19 protein-coding genes and 1 pseudogene are annotated in these 16,341 nt (G+C 46.0%); 10 read left to right on the top strand and 10 right to left on the bottom strand.

The genetic code is table 11. From position 1 onward, the window contains the following. Positions 1-199 precede the first annotated feature (199 nt). From GKO28_RS14835 to fur, 4 genes and pseudogenes are all read right to left on the bottom strand, one after another. Entirely contained in the window at positions 200-931 is a 732-nt protein-coding gene (locus tag GKO28_RS14835; protein WP_182076849.1) for an arginyltransferase, read from the bottom strand. An 18-nt stretch (positions 932-949) separates the two neighbouring features. Continuing rightward, complete coding sequence (locus GKO28_RS21725) at positions 950-1,171, bottom strand: hypothetical protein (RefSeq protein WP_282099322.1); 222 nt, start codon at positions 1,169-1,171, stop codon at positions 950-952. After that, positions 1,152-1,643: a leucyl/phenylalanyl-tRNA--protein transferase gene (gene aat, locus GKO28_RS21720; RefSeq protein WP_282099321.1), complete on the bottom strand. Its 492-nt coding sequence runs from the start codon at positions 1,641-1,643 to the stop codon at positions 1,152-1,154. The genes GKO28_RS21725 and aat overlap by 20 nt, the downstream gene beginning before the upstream one ends. Positions 1,644-1,663: 20 nt before the next feature. Further along, positions 1,664-2,091, bottom strand: a pseudogene (gene fur / locus GKO28_RS14825) (ferric iron uptake transcriptional regulator). Positions 2,092-2,198: 107 nt separating this feature from the next. On the opposite strand from fur, the gene GKO28_RS14820 reads away from it, so the two are divergent. Beyond that, positions 2,199-2,660, top strand: a complete 462-nt coding sequence (locus GKO28_RS14820; protein WP_182076848.1) for an outer membrane protein assembly factor BamE — start codon at positions 2,199-2,201, stop codon at positions 2,658-2,660. A gap of 3 nt (positions 2,661-2,663) precedes the next feature. After that, entirely contained in the window at positions 2,664-3,464 is an 801-nt protein-coding gene (gene dapB / locus GKO28_RS14815; RefSeq protein ID WP_182076845.1) for a 4-hydroxy-tetrahydrodipicolinate reductase, read from the top strand. A gap of 683 nt (positions 3,465-4,147) precedes the next feature. On the opposite strand, the gene GKO28_RS21715 is transcribed toward dapB, so the two are convergent. Together GKO28_RS21715 and GKO28_RS14810 are read right to left on the bottom strand one after the other, a co-directional pair. Further along, positions 4,148-4,471, bottom strand: a complete 324-nt coding sequence (locus tag GKO28_RS21715) for an NAD(P)/FAD-dependent oxidoreductase (RefSeq protein ID WP_282099320.1) — start codon at positions 4,469-4,471, stop codon at positions 4,148-4,150. Then, on the bottom strand, positions 4,437-5,315 hold the full coding sequence (locus GKO28_RS14810; RefSeq protein ID WP_282099319.1) for an aminoacetone oxidase family FAD-binding enzyme: 879 nt from the start codon (positions 5,313-5,315) through the stop codon (positions 4,437-4,439). The genes GKO28_RS21715 and GKO28_RS14810 overlap by 35 nt, the downstream gene beginning before the upstream one ends. A gap of 149 nt (positions 5,316-5,464) precedes the next feature. On the opposite strand from GKO28_RS14810, the gene GKO28_RS14805 reads away from it, so the two are divergent. Further along, the gene (locus GKO28_RS14805; RefSeq protein ID WP_182076843.1) at positions 5,465-6,262 is read left to right on the top strand and encodes a Cof-type HAD-IIB family hydrolase; all 798 of its coding nucleotides are present in this window, start codon (positions 5,465-5,467) and stop codon (positions 6,260-6,262) included. Positions 6,263-6,356: 94 nt separating this feature from the next. On the opposite strand, the gene GKO28_RS14800 is transcribed toward GKO28_RS14805, so the two are convergent. After that, positions 6,357-7,004 carry a carbonic anhydrase gene (locus GKO28_RS14800; RefSeq protein WP_182076841.1) on the bottom strand — a complete coding sequence of 216 codons (648 nt, stop codon included), beginning with the start codon at positions 7,002-7,004 and terminating at the stop codon, positions 6,357-6,359. Between the two features lie 257 nt (positions 7,005-7,261). On the opposite strand from GKO28_RS14800, the gene GKO28_RS14795 reads away from it, so the two are divergent. The 6 genes from GKO28_RS14795 to GKO28_RS14770 all read left to right on the top strand — a co-directional run bounded on the left by GKO28_RS14795 (position 7,262) and on the right by GKO28_RS14770 (position 12,422). Continuing rightward, the gene (locus GKO28_RS14795; protein WP_182076840.1) at positions 7,262-7,813 is read left to right on the top strand and encodes a cytochrome b; all 552 of its coding nucleotides are present in this window, start codon (positions 7,262-7,264) and stop codon (positions 7,811-7,813) included. A 23-nt stretch (positions 7,814-7,836) separates the two neighbouring features. After that, positions 7,837-8,391: a YceI family protein gene (locus tag GKO28_RS14790; RefSeq protein WP_182076839.1), complete on the top strand. Its 555-nt coding sequence runs from the start codon at positions 7,837-7,839 to the stop codon at positions 8,389-8,391. A 105-nt stretch (positions 8,392-8,496) separates the two neighbouring features. Beyond that, positions 8,497-9,060, top strand: coding sequence for a YceI family protein (locus tag GKO28_RS14785; protein WP_182076837.1), 564 nt, complete (start codon positions 8,497-8,499; stop codon positions 9,058-9,060). 296 nt (positions 9,061-9,356) lie between these two features. Then, entirely contained in the window at positions 9,357-10,271 is a 915-nt protein-coding gene (locus GKO28_RS14780; protein WP_203564188.1) for a hypothetical protein, read from the top strand. After that, positions 10,228-10,830 carry a hypothetical protein gene (locus GKO28_RS14775; protein WP_182076834.1) on the top strand — a complete coding sequence of 201 codons (603 nt, stop codon included), beginning with the start codon at positions 10,228-10,230 and terminating at the stop codon, positions 10,828-10,830. The genes GKO28_RS14780 and GKO28_RS14775 overlap by 44 nt, the downstream gene beginning before the upstream one ends. Beyond that, positions 10,827-12,422, top strand: a complete 1,596-nt coding sequence (locus tag GKO28_RS14770) for a GGDEF domain-containing protein (protein ID WP_182076832.1) — start codon at positions 10,827-10,829, stop codon at positions 12,420-12,422. Before GKO28_RS14775 ends, GKO28_RS14770 begins: the two co-directional genes overlap by 4 nt. A gap of 20 nt (positions 12,423-12,442) precedes the next feature. Here GKO28_RS14770 and GKO28_RS14765 read toward each other — a convergent pair whose 3' ends face one another. Then, a complete protein-coding gene (locus GKO28_RS14765; RefSeq protein ID WP_182076830.1) occupies positions 12,443-13,363 on the bottom strand; it encodes a LysR family transcriptional regulator in 921 nt (306 codons plus the stop codon). Between the two features lie 110 nt (positions 13,364-13,473). Between GKO28_RS14765 and GKO28_RS14760 the strand changes: the two genes are divergently transcribed. Further along, the gene (locus tag GKO28_RS14760; protein ID WP_182076828.1) at positions 13,474-14,172 is read left to right on the top strand and encodes a pirin family protein; all 699 of its coding nucleotides are present in this window, start codon (positions 13,474-13,476) and stop codon (positions 14,170-14,172) included. 59 nt (positions 14,173-14,231) lie between these two features. Here the strand turns inward: GKO28_RS14760 and GKO28_RS14755 are convergent, their stop codons facing one another. After that, complete coding sequence (locus tag GKO28_RS14755) at positions 14,232-15,269, bottom strand: ABC transporter permease (RefSeq protein ID WP_182076827.1); 1,038 nt, start codon at positions 15,267-15,269, stop codon at positions 14,232-14,234. Continuing rightward, on the bottom strand, positions 15,266-16,333 hold the full coding sequence (locus GKO28_RS14750; RefSeq protein WP_182076825.1) for an ABC transporter permease subunit: 1,068 nt from the start codon (positions 16,331-16,333) through the stop codon (positions 15,266-15,268). Before GKO28_RS14750 ends, GKO28_RS14755 begins: the two co-directional genes overlap by 4 nt. Between the last annotated feature and the right edge of the window lie 8 nt (positions 16,334-16,341).

The following is a 16,341-nucleotide window of genomic DNA, read 5'->3' as shown; positions in this document are numbered from 1 at the left end:
AAGCGCCCAGCCCTTAGGGTTTGGCTGCTTTTGGCCTGACACTGCGTTGAAAAACGCTTGCATAGAATAACTATGCCACGCGTCTTTCGCCTTGTTTCAGGCCAAAAGCAGCACAAACGCGATCCGCAAACCAAACGTCAACAGACCCTAGGCTATATCAATATTCGTAGCGGACTAAATACCCTTTAGCAGTTGCCCTTTAGCAGTTGCCATTTAGCAGTTGCCATTTACCATTGAGTAAACCCTCAATCGGTCGATACTGGGTTTTGTATTCCATTTTGCGGCAATCTTTAATCCAATATCCCAAATATACATATTGCAAACCCAGCTGCTTGGCCAAACCAAGCTGCCATAACACATTAAAAACCCCCAAACTACGCGCAGGTAAATCGGGATCAAAAAAGGTATACACCGACGACAGCCCATCATCGAGTTGATCAATCAAACTGACCATCACGACCACGCCATTTTCGGTAAATTCAGCCAAAAAACTGGCTACTTGGCTTTTTAAAATAAACCCCCGGTATTGCTCATGCCCGTCTTGATCCATACCACCGCCGCTATGCCGCGATTGCTGATAGCGTTGATATAACAAAAAATGCTCTTCACGAAACTCAAGCTTCATAATCCGCACCTTGAGCGATTCATTACGCTTTAATGCACGGCGCTGACTACGGCTGGCGACAAAATCCAGCACCGGTAAACGCACTGCCACGCAGGCTTGGCAATGATCACACCACGGTCGATACACAAACGAACCACTACGACGAAAACCTTGCTGAACTAATTGGCTATAAGCCCCAGTGGAAATCAACTCCGAAGGCACCGCAACTTGTGAGCGGGCAGCCTGATCTTCTAGGTAACTACAAGGATAGGGAGCGGTGGCATAAAACTGCAATTGAACTGTATGCTTACGAAATGTATCGTTCATGCGACACCTATAGACAAGCTAATTGGTATGGGAATATGACCACGGCCCAAGGAGATCAGGCTGGACAAGCTGAACTTCTAGCTTAGCAATAAATTCATCACGAGCAATCTCTCTCGCCCCAAATCGCGCCAAATGTTCAGTATGCATTTGACAATCAATCATGACAAAACCCGCAGCAGCGAGCCATTGCACTGCATGCACAAAGGCGATTTTTGATGCATCAGAACGACGCGCAAACATCGATTCGCCATAGAACATTTTTGCCAATCGCCACACCATATAAGCCGCCCACTAGCTCATCATCCATCCAGCATTCAAAGCTATGTGCAATCCCTTGTTGATGCAATGCGTGATAGGCCGCCAACATCTCGTCACTAATCCACGTTGCAGCAACGCCAGCCCGCGGTGCCGCACAACCTTGCATCACCGCACCAAACGCGGTGTCAAAAGTCACACGATACGGACGATGGCGCAATACTTTGCGTAACGATTTCGGAATAATCAGCTCAGCACTAAACAAGACCATGCGTGGATCGGGACTCCACCACAAAATCGGCTCATTGGGCATAAACCACGGAAATATGCCCTGCCGATACGCCATTAAAATGCGCTCTGACGACAAGTCGGCCCCCGCCGCCAATAAACCACTGGGCTCTTTGAGCGCCATACTTAACGACGGAAAAGGCGAATGATGATCTAACCACGGGATCATAGTAAGGTGATCACAAAAAACTATTTCTTGGCTTTAATTTGGCAGGGATTACAAATCCCATAGATATACATTTCGTGATCTTGAATTTCAAACCCATGTTTAGCCGCAATCGCGTCTTGGCGTGCTTCGATTTCTGGATCAAAAAACTCTTCAACCGCACCGCATTTCACACAAACCAAATGATCGTGATGTTCTTCTTGTTTTAATTCAAAAACCGCTTTGCCAGTCTCAAAATGATGACGCTCCAAAATCCCTGCTTGCTCAAACTGAGTGAGCACTCGATATACCGTTGCCAAACCCACATCAATTTCTTCAACCAATAACATGCGCGATAAACATCTTCGGCAGTCAGGTGGCGAGCGCCACTGGTTTCAAACAGATTCAAGATCTTTAATCTTGGCCCTGTTGCCTTCAAACCCATGCCTTTTAATTCAGACGCTTTGCTCATTGTTCTACCCTTCTTTGTTCCCCAATCGTGCGGGAGTTACACAATCCGGTTATGATATAGCGTTTCCCGGTGACGCGCACCGGCATCCACGAGCGAATCAAACCAAGATGAAGGCCAGACTATTAACCGCATTAGTGACCGGCAGCTTATTATTAAGTGGCTGCAGCGTGGTCAATTTTATCACTCCATATAAATTAGATATTCCGCAGGGCAATGAAATCACTGCCAAGCAAGTTGCGTTGCTGCGCGTGGGAATGACCCGTTCGCAAGTTCGTTTTGCTCTTGGCACCCCCTTGCTGACCGATCCATTCCATAAAGATCGCTGGGATTATATTTATCGGGACACCCGCGGCGGAAAGGTTAAAGAGGCCAAAAACTTTGTGGTTTTCTTTAATGAAAACAGCCTAGTACGCTGGGATGGCGATTATTTGCCGGATCCAACAGCAACACCAGCTGAGAAAACTCGGCCATTGCCACCTGCCAATGATAATTTATTGATGGCAGTCGACCCGGGCAATCCTGACTCAAAAATCATCGAAGTGAAACCGCTATTGAATGAAGGGTTTTAAACCATGACGATTAAAATCGCCATTGCTGGTAGTAGCGGCCGTATGGGCCGCATGCTTATTGAAGCAGTACAAGCTGCGGATGACGTTGAACTGAGCGTCGCCCTTGATCGCCTCGGTAGCGATGCAATTGGTCAAGATGCTTGTGCCCACACAGGACAAAATTGCGGTGTTTTGATTACCGATCAATTATCGGCATTGCAAAATGCGGATATTTTGATTGATTTTACCCGTCCAGAAGGCACACTTGAGCACCTGATTGTTTGCCAACAATACGGCGTAAAAATGATTATTGGCACCACCGGTTTCGATGAAGCTGGTCGCGCCATGCTCGAAGCAGCCAGCCAAAAAATCGCCATCGTTTCTGCTTACAATATGAGCATTGGCGTCAATCTAGTGTTTAAATTACTTGAGATTGCTGCTGGTGCACTTAGCCATGGTTATGATGCAGAAATTGTCGAGATGCATCACAAACATAAAGTTGATGCGCCTTCAGGCACTGCTATTGCAATGGGACAAGCGATTGCCAAAGCATGGGATCAGTCATTAAGCGAGATTGCGGTGTGGTCTAGAGAGGGCATTACTGGCCCTCGCGAAGATGGCAAAATTGGTTTTGCAACGTTACGTGGTGGCGATGTGATTGGTGATCATACGGTGGTCTTTGCAGGAGAAGGTGAGCGGATTGAGATCACTCACAAAGCCAGCAATCGCACGATTTATGCCCAAGGCAGCCTACGCGCTGCTCGATTTTTACAGTATAAAGAAACGGGTCATTACGATATGCAAGAAGTATTAGGCTTAAAATAACACCAGCTATTATTCACATTTATTTTGATGAGTACAAAAAAACGAGGCATAAAGCCTCGTTTTTCTAATGCAAAAACATTCTTCAATAAATACAACCAAAACCTGATCAAAAAACAAACTTCAGTTTATAAAAAGTGCTGAATCATTAAAATGAAAACACAAGTATAAAATCAACCTGCACATTTAAAACTAAAAAGTATGAATCATTTGAAACAAAGTAAAGGTTTATAGATGGGGTGCCTGATCGACACCCCGTTAATTAACGCAACTCATTATTTCATACTACAAAATACGGCACTACGGCAATGATCATAACAATGACCAGAAATGGCATGAACTAGCCAGCTAGGTTGAGTAAACTAAACACATCGGAATCAATCAAATATGACCTCCTTTGCTACAGTTCAACTACAAAAAACCAGTGCGACTCAAAGATCATCGAAATGTAACTACATTCCCGTTGAAAGCGTTAGCTCGATTGCGCTCAATTTGCAATACAAAACTAAATAAAGCCACTATGGGCAGAGATCAAAAGATTGATCTTAATTAGCATAAAATGCTAGGCACCAAACACATGACACTGGAATCAATTTAATATTGCCCCCTATCTACTGTTTAGCCAAAATCAGCAATAAGATCATCGTTAAAGAATGCTCTTTTGTTGCTGTAGTATTACTCTAATCCTAAATATTCATTCCTGCAACATATCCTGATGACCAGGCCCATTGAAAATTGTAACCTCCCAGCCATCCAGTCACATCAACGACCTCGCCAATGAAATACAACCCCGGTATTTCTCGCGCCATCATCGACTTAGACAACAACTGATCGGTATCGACACCACCGCGTGTCACCTCGGCTTTTTTATACCCCAAACTCCCCGATGGCTTAATTTGCCATTGATGCAGCTCAGCCTCTAATCGCTCTAATTCTTTACTAGAGTATTGCTTTAACGGCCTTATTTCACCATATTTAGCCAGCCATACACCTACAAATCGTTTTGGCAACACATTCGGCTAAAACAGTCGACAACAAGGCATCTCGATTGGCAGTTCTTAAAAAATCAGCCAAATCTAGATCAGGAATTAAATCAATTTCGAGGGCTTTACCCGCTTGCCAAAAACTCGATATTTGCAAAATAGCCGGGCCAGAAAGGCCTTTATGCGTCAATAAAATTGCCTCGCGAAATGATGTATTTTCACAACTGACTACGACATTCTCTAAGGCAACACCGGCGAGTTCAGTCCACAAATCCTCAGTTTGAAAAGTCAAAGGCACCAATGCGGCGGCCAAGGGTTGTAAATTGAGTCCAAATTGTTTTGCCACTTCATAGCCAAAGGCCGTCGCGCCAATTTGTGGGATGGATAAGCCGCCCGTCGCAATTACTAAGGCGTCGCTAAGCCAGACTTCGGTCGCTGTTGTGACTTGAAACTGCCCCTCCACTTGTGCCACAGCAATGACTTCGGTGCCCATACGCCAAATCACATCACCCAAATTGACTTCAGCTTTGAGCATTTCAATAATGCCTTGGGAGTTTTGATCACAAAACAATTGCCCTAAGGTTTTTTCATGGCACGTTAAGCCGTGCTTATCCAATAAAGCCATAAAATCAAACTGCGTAAATTGCTTCAGCGCCGACTTTACAAAATGCGGATTATTTGAGAGATAACATTCTGGTCGGACATTGAGATTGGTAAAGTTGCAACGTCCACCACCAGAAATCCTAATTTTTTCGGCCAATTTTTCACTGTGATCCATCAAGACCACCTTACGACCACGCTGGCCAGCGGTGGCCGCGCACATCAGACCTGCAGCACCTGCGCCGATCACAATGACATCCGTTTTATTCATCAAAACCGTCCTTATATTTAGTCCCAATTGTACCGCTTTCATCCCCCCCTCACCGCTAAAGCTGAACCCCAATGGCATTATTACTGACGCACTCATTCACTTTGCGGCGTAAAATTACAGCACACTGATAAATCCCTAGGATTGAACCCATGCAAAAAATGATTGTTTCTGACTTGGATGGTACTTTGCTTGACCACGAACACAAAGTCGATGCGTTCACTGCAGCTACATTCCAAGCACTTGCTCAGCAAGGGGTGCACCTTGCAATTGCCACAGGGCGTCATTTTTTAGATGTACAAGGTATTCGAGAAACGCTCGGCGTGAAGGCGCACTTAATTACCTCCAATGGTGCACGCGTTCATGACCCTGAAAACAATGAGATTTTTGCAGAAAACCTAGATCCAGAGCTCGCACGTGCTTTAATGCAGCCCGAGTTTTCTCATGGCTCATTACTCAATGCCTATGTGGATGCCGGCTGGTTAGTGGAACGGGAATGCCCTGAATTAGTGGGAGTGTATTACAAGGACTCGGGATTTGGCTACCAAGTGACCGATTTGAAACACCACAACGGCGAAGATATCGCCAAAATTTTATACATTGGCGATCACGCCACGCTCACCGCCATTGAAAGCAAAATTATCGATCGATTTGGCGACCAAATTTATATTACTTTTTCTGCCGATGATTGCTTAGAAGTGATGGCGCCGACCGTATCCAAAGGCCACGCTTTGACTGCAGTCTTAGCTCGTCTATCGATTGATGCCGAACACTGCTACGCCTTTGGTGATGGTCAAAATGACATTCAGCTACTTGCGGTGGCTGGTCATCCTTTTGTAATGGGCAATGCCAGCCCCAAACTCAAAGCGGCCCACCCCAATGCGCCAGTCATTGGAAGTAATGATGAACATGGCGTAGCGCAGCAATTAAGACAGATTTTTAAGCTTTAAATTAACGCAAAAAAATAGCCCCACATATTCAAATGACTTTGAGCAACTCAACGACTGACCGCTAGGCAGAGCGTTGAGACACTCAAAGCCATTTTTATTCTTTTAACGACGTCACCAAAGCTTGAAACGCATTTTTTTCTTGATCAAAATCGTATAAAGCCCCGCGTAAAATATCAAAATACCAACCAATTAAACTCAGCGATCCTTCTTGAACTCGGCGAGCAATAAACGGAAAGCTCATCAAATTATCCAAAGAAACAATAATGGCGGCCATTTCACACGCGCGAATTTGTCGATCCGATGATTTATGCGCTAATTCACGTTTGACTTGATCTCTAGCCGCCTCAGCGATTCTCACCCAACGACCAATAAAATTAGCCTCGGTTTTCGGCTCACTCGCTTCCATCAAAGCTTGAATCCCACCACAGCCAGAATGGCCAAGCACGATAATTTTACTCACTTCTAAATGCTCAACCGCGTATTCAATCGCCGATGAAACCCCGTGAAAAGCACCATCAATTTCATATGGCGGTACTAAATTGGCCACATTGCGAACAATAAATAAATCCCCTGGATTGCAATCGGTTAACAATGCAGGGTCAACGCGTGAATCAGAACAGCCAATCAATAATGTTTTTGGATTTTGGCCTGATTGCAACTCGGCAAATAAATCCCGGTGCTCACCAAAATATTTATGTTGGAAGCGGCGAAATCCGCCAATAAACTTTTCAATCTCTTCCACTTGAAATCCCCTATTGCTATTTTGATTTTCGCGCAATTCTACTGGTTTTCCGCAGGATGTGCGTATTCAAGCGTATTCGATTGTGAAGTAACAAAAAGTCATCGTATATTAACTCGTGTTTACAGCGCCCTAATGCAGCATGTCACTTAAGTTCAAAATATTTGAACAAAACACACAAGTATTTACGCTATTCGTAAAGTTCGTAAACGCTTATGATGCCTATATAATTCAGAAATACTGAATAAGGAACAATCAAAATGACACATTCAGCGCCCAAAAATTATGATCATCTGCAAATCAGCCTGCATTGGCTAATGGCACTACTGATCATTGCGGCATTTATTTTGGCATGGGTTTTTGCCGATATGCCCTTATCGCCAGATAAATTCAAAATGATTAACTGGCATAAATGGACGGGTATCACCGTGCTTGGCTTATTTTTCGTTCGCTTTGGCTACAAACTCCTCAGGGGTACCCCTATCGTCGACCCCGAGTTACCGGCAATTCAGCGCAAACTCGCCATCGGCGTCCACCATTTACTGTACTTTCTGATGTTGTTATTGCCTGTGGTCGGCTGGCTAATGAGCTCCGCTAAAGGCTTTTCAGTTGTCTACTTTGGCGTATTCAAACTGCCCGATTTAATCGCAAAAAATGATCAAATCGGCAATTGGCTCGTCTCAGCCCATGAGTTAATCGCTTACACACTATTAGCGTTGATCGTCTTGCACGTCGCTGGGGCGATTAAACATCAGCTCATTGATAAAGACGGTACCTTGGCGCGGATGCTGCCTTTTTTAAATCACAAATAAATCATTCAACACTGGAGAGCACGATGTTCCGTTCCTTGATTGCCGCAAGCTTATTACTGATTGGCAGCCATGCCATCGCTGCACAAAGTTTAAATACGGCCAAAAGTCAGCTGAACTTTACTTTTAAGCAAATGAACACCCCAGTTGACGGTAATTTTAAAAACTTCACCGCCAAAATTAATTTTAATCCCGCCAAACCAGAAACCGCCAAAGCGGAAATCATCATCGATTTAGCCAGTATTGATGTCGGCGGTCCTGACGGTAACGGCGAAGCCAAGAAAAAAGCTTGGTTTGATATTGCGAGCAATCCTAAAGCCACATTTACCGCCACCAGCGTGAAAGCATTAGGCAGCGGTAAATTTGAAACCAAAGGCAAACTCACAATGAAAGGAATCAGTCATGACGTTAGCGGCACAATGAGCGCCAAGGCCGTTGGTAATGACTTATTACTTGAAGGCAGCTTTCCGGTGCTGCGCCTGCAATACAAAATTGGTGACGGCGTTTGGGCCGACACCGGCACAGTGGCCGACGAAGTCATTGTGAAATACAAACTGCTGCTCACAGGCAAAGCAGATTAATCCGTAGCGCCGTTAAAAACTTGATACTCGCAAGACATGATCAACGTTAACCGCGAGTATTAAATTTTGTACCTCTCTATTGACTTACCCACTGGAGTTTTAACTATGCATCAATTCATTCGCTCGGCTCTTTTTGTCTCTCTGGCTGCAACAGCCTTTGCCGCACCAGAGGTCTATACCATTGATCCATCCCATACCCTACCTACATTTGAAGTGAAGCATCTCGGTTACTCAACCCAACGCGGCTCATTTGATAAAACCAGTGGCAGCATCACGCTGGATCTGGCGGCCAAAAAAGGGTCCACCGAGATCACCATCGACACCACTAGCCTACGCTCAGGTTGGGAAAAACGTGATGCGCATTTAAAAGGCGAAGATTTCTTTAATACTGCAAAATTCCCAACTATGACGTTCAAAAGCAACGATTTTAAATTTGCTGGTGATCAATTAGTCAGTGTGGTCGGTCAATTGACTTTATTAGGCGTGAGCAAACCCGTTACATTAAAAGTCACTGATTTCAAATGCAGCCCACATCCGATGAGCAAAAAACCAACCTGCGGCGCAGATGCAATCGCCACCATTAAACGCAGTGAATTTGGCATGAGCGCCTATGTCCCTGCAGTCAGCGACGAAGTGACTTTACGCATTCAAGTAGAAGCAAGCCAATAAGCATCAAACCGCCAACATTGGCGGTTTATGGGACCATAACGTATGTATTCATACTTAAGCCAAGCGATCACGCTTGGCTTAAGTAATTCAGAGGTAAAATCAACACGCCAATTACGCTGCAGACGCGGCACAGAGATAAAGCCGTTTTATCAATCATCTGTATTTAAATATACTGAATTTGCGCTTAAATTATTTATAAATACAAGAATGTAGTACAAATCAGTTACACTACAAGCTATCACTTCATCAATATATTAAATCGGATTTAATTTCGATTTTTAAAGAAATAAATCGTCATGATGGCTGAGAATATTTTATCTATTGATCTGCAATTGTTAGCACTCAAACAACAAACCCCAGTCACCGCCAAAGCCTTGCTGCAACAAGCGCAATTGATTCAAACTTGCGCCCAAGCTATTGAATATCAGCACGGCATTGCTGAAGCAATTTTATTGCAAGCTCAATTTCATTGGGCTGATATGGATTTTGCTGCGGCCAAACAGGCCATACGCCAAGCCTTGCACTATGCCAAAAAAAATCACGCCGATGATTTATTGGCTGAAGGGTATCACCTTTCAGCCCTCATTCACGTTGCAGAATCAAGCTATACCCATGCTTTAAGCGCATGGTACAAATGCCTTAAATTACTCCGCACTTTACGTATTGAATCATTACAAATTGAAGTCCTCATTGGCTTAGGCAATTTATGGGCGCTCGATTTGCAATACGAAAAATCGCAAGCGGCACTCAATGAAGCATTAACTCGCGCCAATCAAATTAACGATGCGCAATTGGCCGCAAAAGCAGCGATTTGTTTAAGTCGGGAACATTTAAAACAAGGCTTATTTGACGATGCATTAATTAGCCTGTCACAAGCCGATCGCTATGTGAGTAAATACACCAACCCCACATGGTATGCCGAAATCTATAATTACCGCGCTCGGGTTTGGTTATCACTGAATCTGACCGAACAAGCGCATGCTGAGTGCCTTCAGGCATGGCAACAAATAGCCGAACATGATCATCTCGCTTGGGCCCAATGCCTCACGCAAGTGAGTTTGGCGCAAGTGGCATTGGCAAAAAATATCGATCCAAATCCAGAACTTAATCACGCCAGCGCACTCGCCGAGCATTTTAATTTGTATGCGTTTTTAAAGCCAAATTGCTTTGATCCGTTCACAATATGCCGAAAAAAAAGAACATTGGAATGAGGCTTTAAATCACTTTAAAACACATCGACAATTAGAATTAGGCGCACTTGCCCAGCAGCAACAATACGGCTTGCATAATTTTAATTCATTGCCATTAATGCAATTGGCACAAAAAATAGAAAAAGAGCAGCAATTATTTAAAAATAAAATTGAAATCAAAAAAAATGACAATGACAACAAGGTACTTGTTCGTCATTTTTGGCTAGCCCAGTTACAACAACTCATCAACGATGAAACAGCAGTCGGCTTAATTTTTGTTCGTTTTAGCTTGGCCCAAAATAGCCACCACCATCAGCAACGACTTTTTCTGCTCTCGGCGCTCTGTAGCGAGCACAGCGTGCTTTGCCATTACGCCGATGGGGTCTACGCCTTACTCTCGCCGGCGATCAGCAGAGCTGATTTATTGCAAACACAGCACCACCTCGATCAAATTTTACAATTATTACCGTGGGAAACAACCCCAGCACGCACCGCGACGATGCGCGCTCAAGCCCCCCATACACTCAAGGATGTGTTGACTCAAATCGAGGCCAAGCTTTTTTCGGATGCCGTCCAATGAACCATGCCACCTTATTTAGTAATCAGTTACAACAAATCAGCCACAATTTAGAACAGAATTCGCCGCTACCCGCCTTGGCTTTGATTCATGAAATGAATAGCGCCAATCCTCGCGTCAATCCTAAGCAAAAAATTGCACTGTTACTGCTCAAAGCCCAAGCAGAAACCGAATTAGGTCAAAGCCATGCTTTAAGCAATACACTCAATGAAGCCTTGGGTTTATCGCAAGGCGCTGATTTGGCTTTAGAGCGCCTGCAAATCATGAATCAGCTTGCCGATCAAATGTACACGATGGGCAATTATCGGCAGTCGATTCAATTGTGGCTCAGTTGTATTGAACTCGGACTGGAACTTGGCGACACCACGACGGCTATCGCCGCATTTATTTCCATTGGTGGTATTTTTAATGCCGCCGATGAACATGAACGTGCCTATAAATTGCACCAACAAGCGCTGCAATATTGTCGCAATATTGCCACCCCCTATATTTACTGCACAATTCGACTGTATCTGGCTGCAGATGCTATGTGGCTTAAACGCCCTACAGATACCCTCAGATTGCTTGATGAAGCCGACCCGATTATCCAGCAACATCAATTTCATCATGAGCTCGCTGAATCCTATCTTTGGCGCGCACAAGCGCTACTGCAACTCAATCAAAACGACGATGCCATTTGCTACCTGAAACAAGCATTAGCCTACGCCGAACAAACACACCACTTCTGGGCGCAAATCAAATGCGGGCATCAACTGGGTTTGATCTACACCCAGCAACAATGCTATTCAGAGGCGGAACAATGTCTGCTTGAAGCGCAGGCCATCGCCAAAGACAGTGAATTTATGCAATTACTGCGCGATTGTTTATTGGCACTTTCAACGCTCTATGAGCAAATGGAACAAGCCAAACAAGCTTTATTGGCTTTGCAAGCGGCACATGATTTAGAGCACGGGCTCGCCAAACGCGCGCCAATTTTAGAATTAGAACCGCGCATTCTCAAGCAATTGGCCTTGCTAGAAACCCGCTTTAGCCTGGAAATTAGCCGCCAAGAAAACCGCCAACTGATTGCAGTGCAAGCCCAACAAAGCCAAAAACTCGATCAATTACGCACCGAGGTCGAGCAAGACCCACTCACCAAATTGGCCAACCGCCGTTGGTTAGATACGCATTTGCCACAGCAATTACGCAGCATTAGCGAGCAAGAACCATTGTCGATTTTATTATTGGACTTAGACCACTTTAAAAAGATCAATGACGACTTTTCACATTTAGTTGGCGATGAAGTCTTGCGGGAACTGGGTTTTATTTTGCAACGTGCTTGCCGTGATGTCGACACCCCGGTGCGCTATGGCGGGGAGGAGTTTTTATTGTCATTGCGTGGTTTAAATTTATTTTCCGCCGCCAAAGTCGCCGAACGTATTCGCCACCAAGTAGAAAAACATCAATGGCCAGCCAGCTTAGGTCATCGCGCCGTGACCATCAGCATTGGCGTAGCGCAAGCGCATCAAGGTGACAGCCTCAGTAGCTTAATTGAACGCGCCGACCAAGCGCTGTATTGTGCCAAAAGCTTAGGTCGTAATCGAGTTGAGCTTTAAAAAATAGCGCGCGAACCGTATTAATTCAAACCGCGTGCTAGCCATTGTTTAATGCTGGTGTCTTGCATCAAGAAATCAAGCCACCATTTTAACGCATGACCGACATTATTATTTTGCCAAGCAAAACACATTCGAATCGGCGGGCTCACCTCGGCCACCGCTTTGACCACCAAGCGGCCATCGGCGAGCGGTGCGGCAGCCAGTGCCACCGGCAAATAACCACACCCTAGCCCGGCAATTTGCGCGTTCACTTTATGCTGCATACTGGGCACGCGTAAAGTTTGCTGTCCTGACAATAAACCTATCGTATACGGCAATAAATGATGCGAAGAATCGGGGACCACAATCGCCCGATATTGCTGAATCATGCTCGCGGCCAGTGGCTCACTCACGCTGGCTAACGGGTGGCTAGGTGCAACGGCAAACACGCTATTGAGTTCACCCAACACATGACTTGATTGCGTTGCCGAATGATGACCCAAATGGCTAATGGCACCAATGACTAAATCAGCGCGGCGCTCTTGCAATGCTTCCCACGAACCCCCTAACGATTCTTCAATAAAACGCAAGCGCGTTCCTGATTGCAACGCATCAAATTGCGTAATCATCGGCCAAATTAAATCAAAGGGCAGTACGGTATCCACTGCAATCACCAGCTCGGTTTCCCACCCCGTCGCCACGCGCTTAATGCGGCATTCGAGCTCACCGGCTGCCAATAATAAGTGTCGCCCTTCAGTGAGTAGCTCAAGCCCTGCTGGCGTTAACTGCGCGCGATGACCACTGCGATCGAAAATCTCAACGCCCAAGTCATCTTCTAATTTTCGCACCATATAGGTCACTGCCGAGGGCACGCGATGCACTTCGGCGGCGGCCGCCGCAAAACTGCCTCGCCGCGCAATGGCATCGAGGATTTCTAAAGCTTCTAAAGAAAGACGTAACATAGTCTTATTCCAAAAATTTGAATGATATCGTGCTATTTTTTTGCTATCACTGCAGCAAACCTAAGCATATTATGGCATACATCATTCAAAATTAATGAAGGGCTTAATATATGATTACCTTAAGAAAAGCCACTGAACGCGGGCATGCCAACCATGGTTGGCTCGACTCGAATTTTAGTTTTTCCTTTGCCGAATATTACGACCCTGCGCATATGCATTATGGTGCACTACGCGTGATTAACGATGATCGAATTGCACCGGGCATGGGCTTTGGCATGCATCCACATCAAGACATGGAAATTATTACCTATGTGTTATCTGGGGGTATTGCCCACAAAGACAGCATGGGCAATGGCTCGGTGATTTTACCCGGCAATGTACAAAGAATGAGCGCCGGCACAGGACTGCGCCATAGCGAATACAACCCCAGTAACGACACTGAAACGCATTTATTACAAATCTGGATTTTGCCGGCACAAAAAGGCGGCGCACCGTCTTATGAAGAAAAAAACTTTAGCGACGCGGATAAACGCGGGCAATTGCGCCTGATTGCCAGCCCAACAGGTGAAGCCGGTTCGGTGACCATTTTGCAAGATGTGAAGCTGTACGCGGGTTTATTTGATGGCGCAGAACACGCCGAAATGCCGATCTTAGCCGGTCGAAAACTCTATGTTCATGTTGCCAAGGGGCAGCTTCAAATCAATGGTTTAGCCCTCGACGCGGGCGATGCCATCATGCTCAAACAAGAAGACGCGCTCAAAATCCAACATGGCCAAGCGGCGGAAGTCTTGGTTTTTGATGTGTTTTAATCCATTCCACGTGTTGTCACCACAAAAAGCTTAGGTTTGGCTTTTTGTGGTGACAGGCCTCAGCCAACCTTGCTGCGCGGATCAAGTGCTTGCCGTAGGCCTTCACCAATAAATACCAGCAGCAACATCAAGCTCAGCAACACGGCAAACGTCGACATCGAAATCCACCACGCATCTAAATTGGCCTTCCCTTGTGCCAACAATTCACCGAGCGAGGCGGTTTGTTGGCCCACGCCAAGCCCCAGAAAATCTAAACTGGTCAGCGCCAAAATCGCCGCCCCCATTCGAAACGGCAAAAACGCCAGCACTGGCGTTAAGCTATTGGGTAACACATGGCGACGAATAATTTGCCAATCGCTCAAACCCATACTACGCGCTGCCAGCACATATTCTCGATTGCGATGACGTAAAAACTCCGCGCGCGTGTAATCGGCTAAACCCATCCAGCCCAATAGCGTCATCAAAATCAGCAATAAGCTCAAACTAGGTTCAAAAATCGCTGTAAAAATAATTAATAAATACAGCTCAGGCAATGCGGCCCAAATTTCAGAAATCCGCTGGCCAAATAAATCCACGCGCCCGCCAAAATAGCCCTGAATCCCGCCAATCACCACACCAAGCACCGAGCCGGTTAAGGTCAATGCCAGCGCAAATAACGCCGAAGTGCGAAAGCCATACAATAATCGCGCCAATAAATCACGCCCTTTATCGTCCGTTCCGAGCAAGTTGTCGGGCGACGGCGGCGCAGGATTGGGCGCACTGGCAAAATAATTGAGCGTATCCGCGGCATAGCGATTTGGCGGAAAGACCGCCCAATTGCCCTCGCTAGCCAATTGCTGCTGCATAAATGGATCGAGATAATCGCTTGGCGTCGGAAAATCGCCACCAAAAGTGGTTTCTGGATAGGTTTTAAACAGCGGGAAATACAGTTGCTGCTGATAACGCACCACATACGGCTTATCGTTAGACACCAGTTCAGCCAGCAAACTGATGCCCAATAAAATCCCCAATAACCATAAACTGACCAACGCACGTCGTTGCGATTTAAACCGTCCCCATGCTCGTGCCCATGGTCCTACTGAATGCAGCTCGCTCATGTGCTTGCCCCCACCGCACCAAACTGCACGCGAGGATCAACGACCACATACGCAATATCCGACAGCAAGCGCCCCAACAAACCCAATAAAGTAAAGAAATACAGCGTGCCTAAGACCACCGGATAATCGCGACGAATCACTGATTCGTAAGCCAACAAACCCAAACCATCGAGAGAAAACAATGTTTCAATCAATAAGCTACCAGTAAAAAAAGCGCCAATAATGGCCCCTGGCAAGCCCACCACCAAGGGCAACGCGGCATTGCGTAAAATGTGTCGCCAAAAAATCCGTCGCTCAGTCAAGCCCTTGGCCCGCGCTGTGGTGACATACTGCTGATGAATTTCCTCTAGAAAACTATTTTTGGTCAGCATCGTTAAGCTAGCAAATCCCGCCACCACCAACGCCGTCACCGGCAAAGCCAAATGCCAGAAAAAATCCATCACCTGCGCCGACCAAGACATCGTCGCAAAATCATCGGAGGTTAACCCTCGCAACGGAAACACCGCCCAAAATGAGCCGCCACCAAATAACACCAATAACACCACCCCCAACACAAACGATGGAATCGCATACCCCACCATCAGCATCACCGTGGTCACCGCATCAAAACGCGAGCCATGGCGCAGCGCTTTGGCCACGCCCAGCGGCACCGCAATCAAATACGTCAGCAGTAAACTGCTAATTCCCAAGCTCATCGACACCGGCAATTTATCCCAAATCAATTGCGTGACACTGGCGTGGCGAAACCAACTGTCGCCCAGATTAAACGTCGCGTAGTTTTTTAGCATTTGCCAAAAACGCACCGGCGCCGGTTGATCAAAACCATATTGCGCCTTAATTTGGCTCAGTTGCTCTTCGCTTAAGCCCCGCGCCGCCTGATAACTGCTTGACGACCCTACCGAGGTATTGCCCGCTGCTTCAGCAGCACCGCGCCCTTTAAGTTGATACACCATCTGCTTCACCGGCCCACCGGGAACAAATTGAATCACGACAAAACTCACCAACAACACACCCAGCAAGGTGGGGATCATTAGCAGTAAACGTTTGAGGATGTAGTGCAGCATTCGCTCTA

Origin of the sequence: Deefgea sp. CFH1-16, assembly GCF_016881365.1 — a bacterium.
GTDB lineage: Bacteria > Pseudomonadota > Gammaproteobacteria > Burkholderiales > Chitinibacteraceae > Deefgea.
Note: the sequence above shows the minus strand (reverse complement) of the source record. Positions and strands in the feature narration are given on the sequence as shown.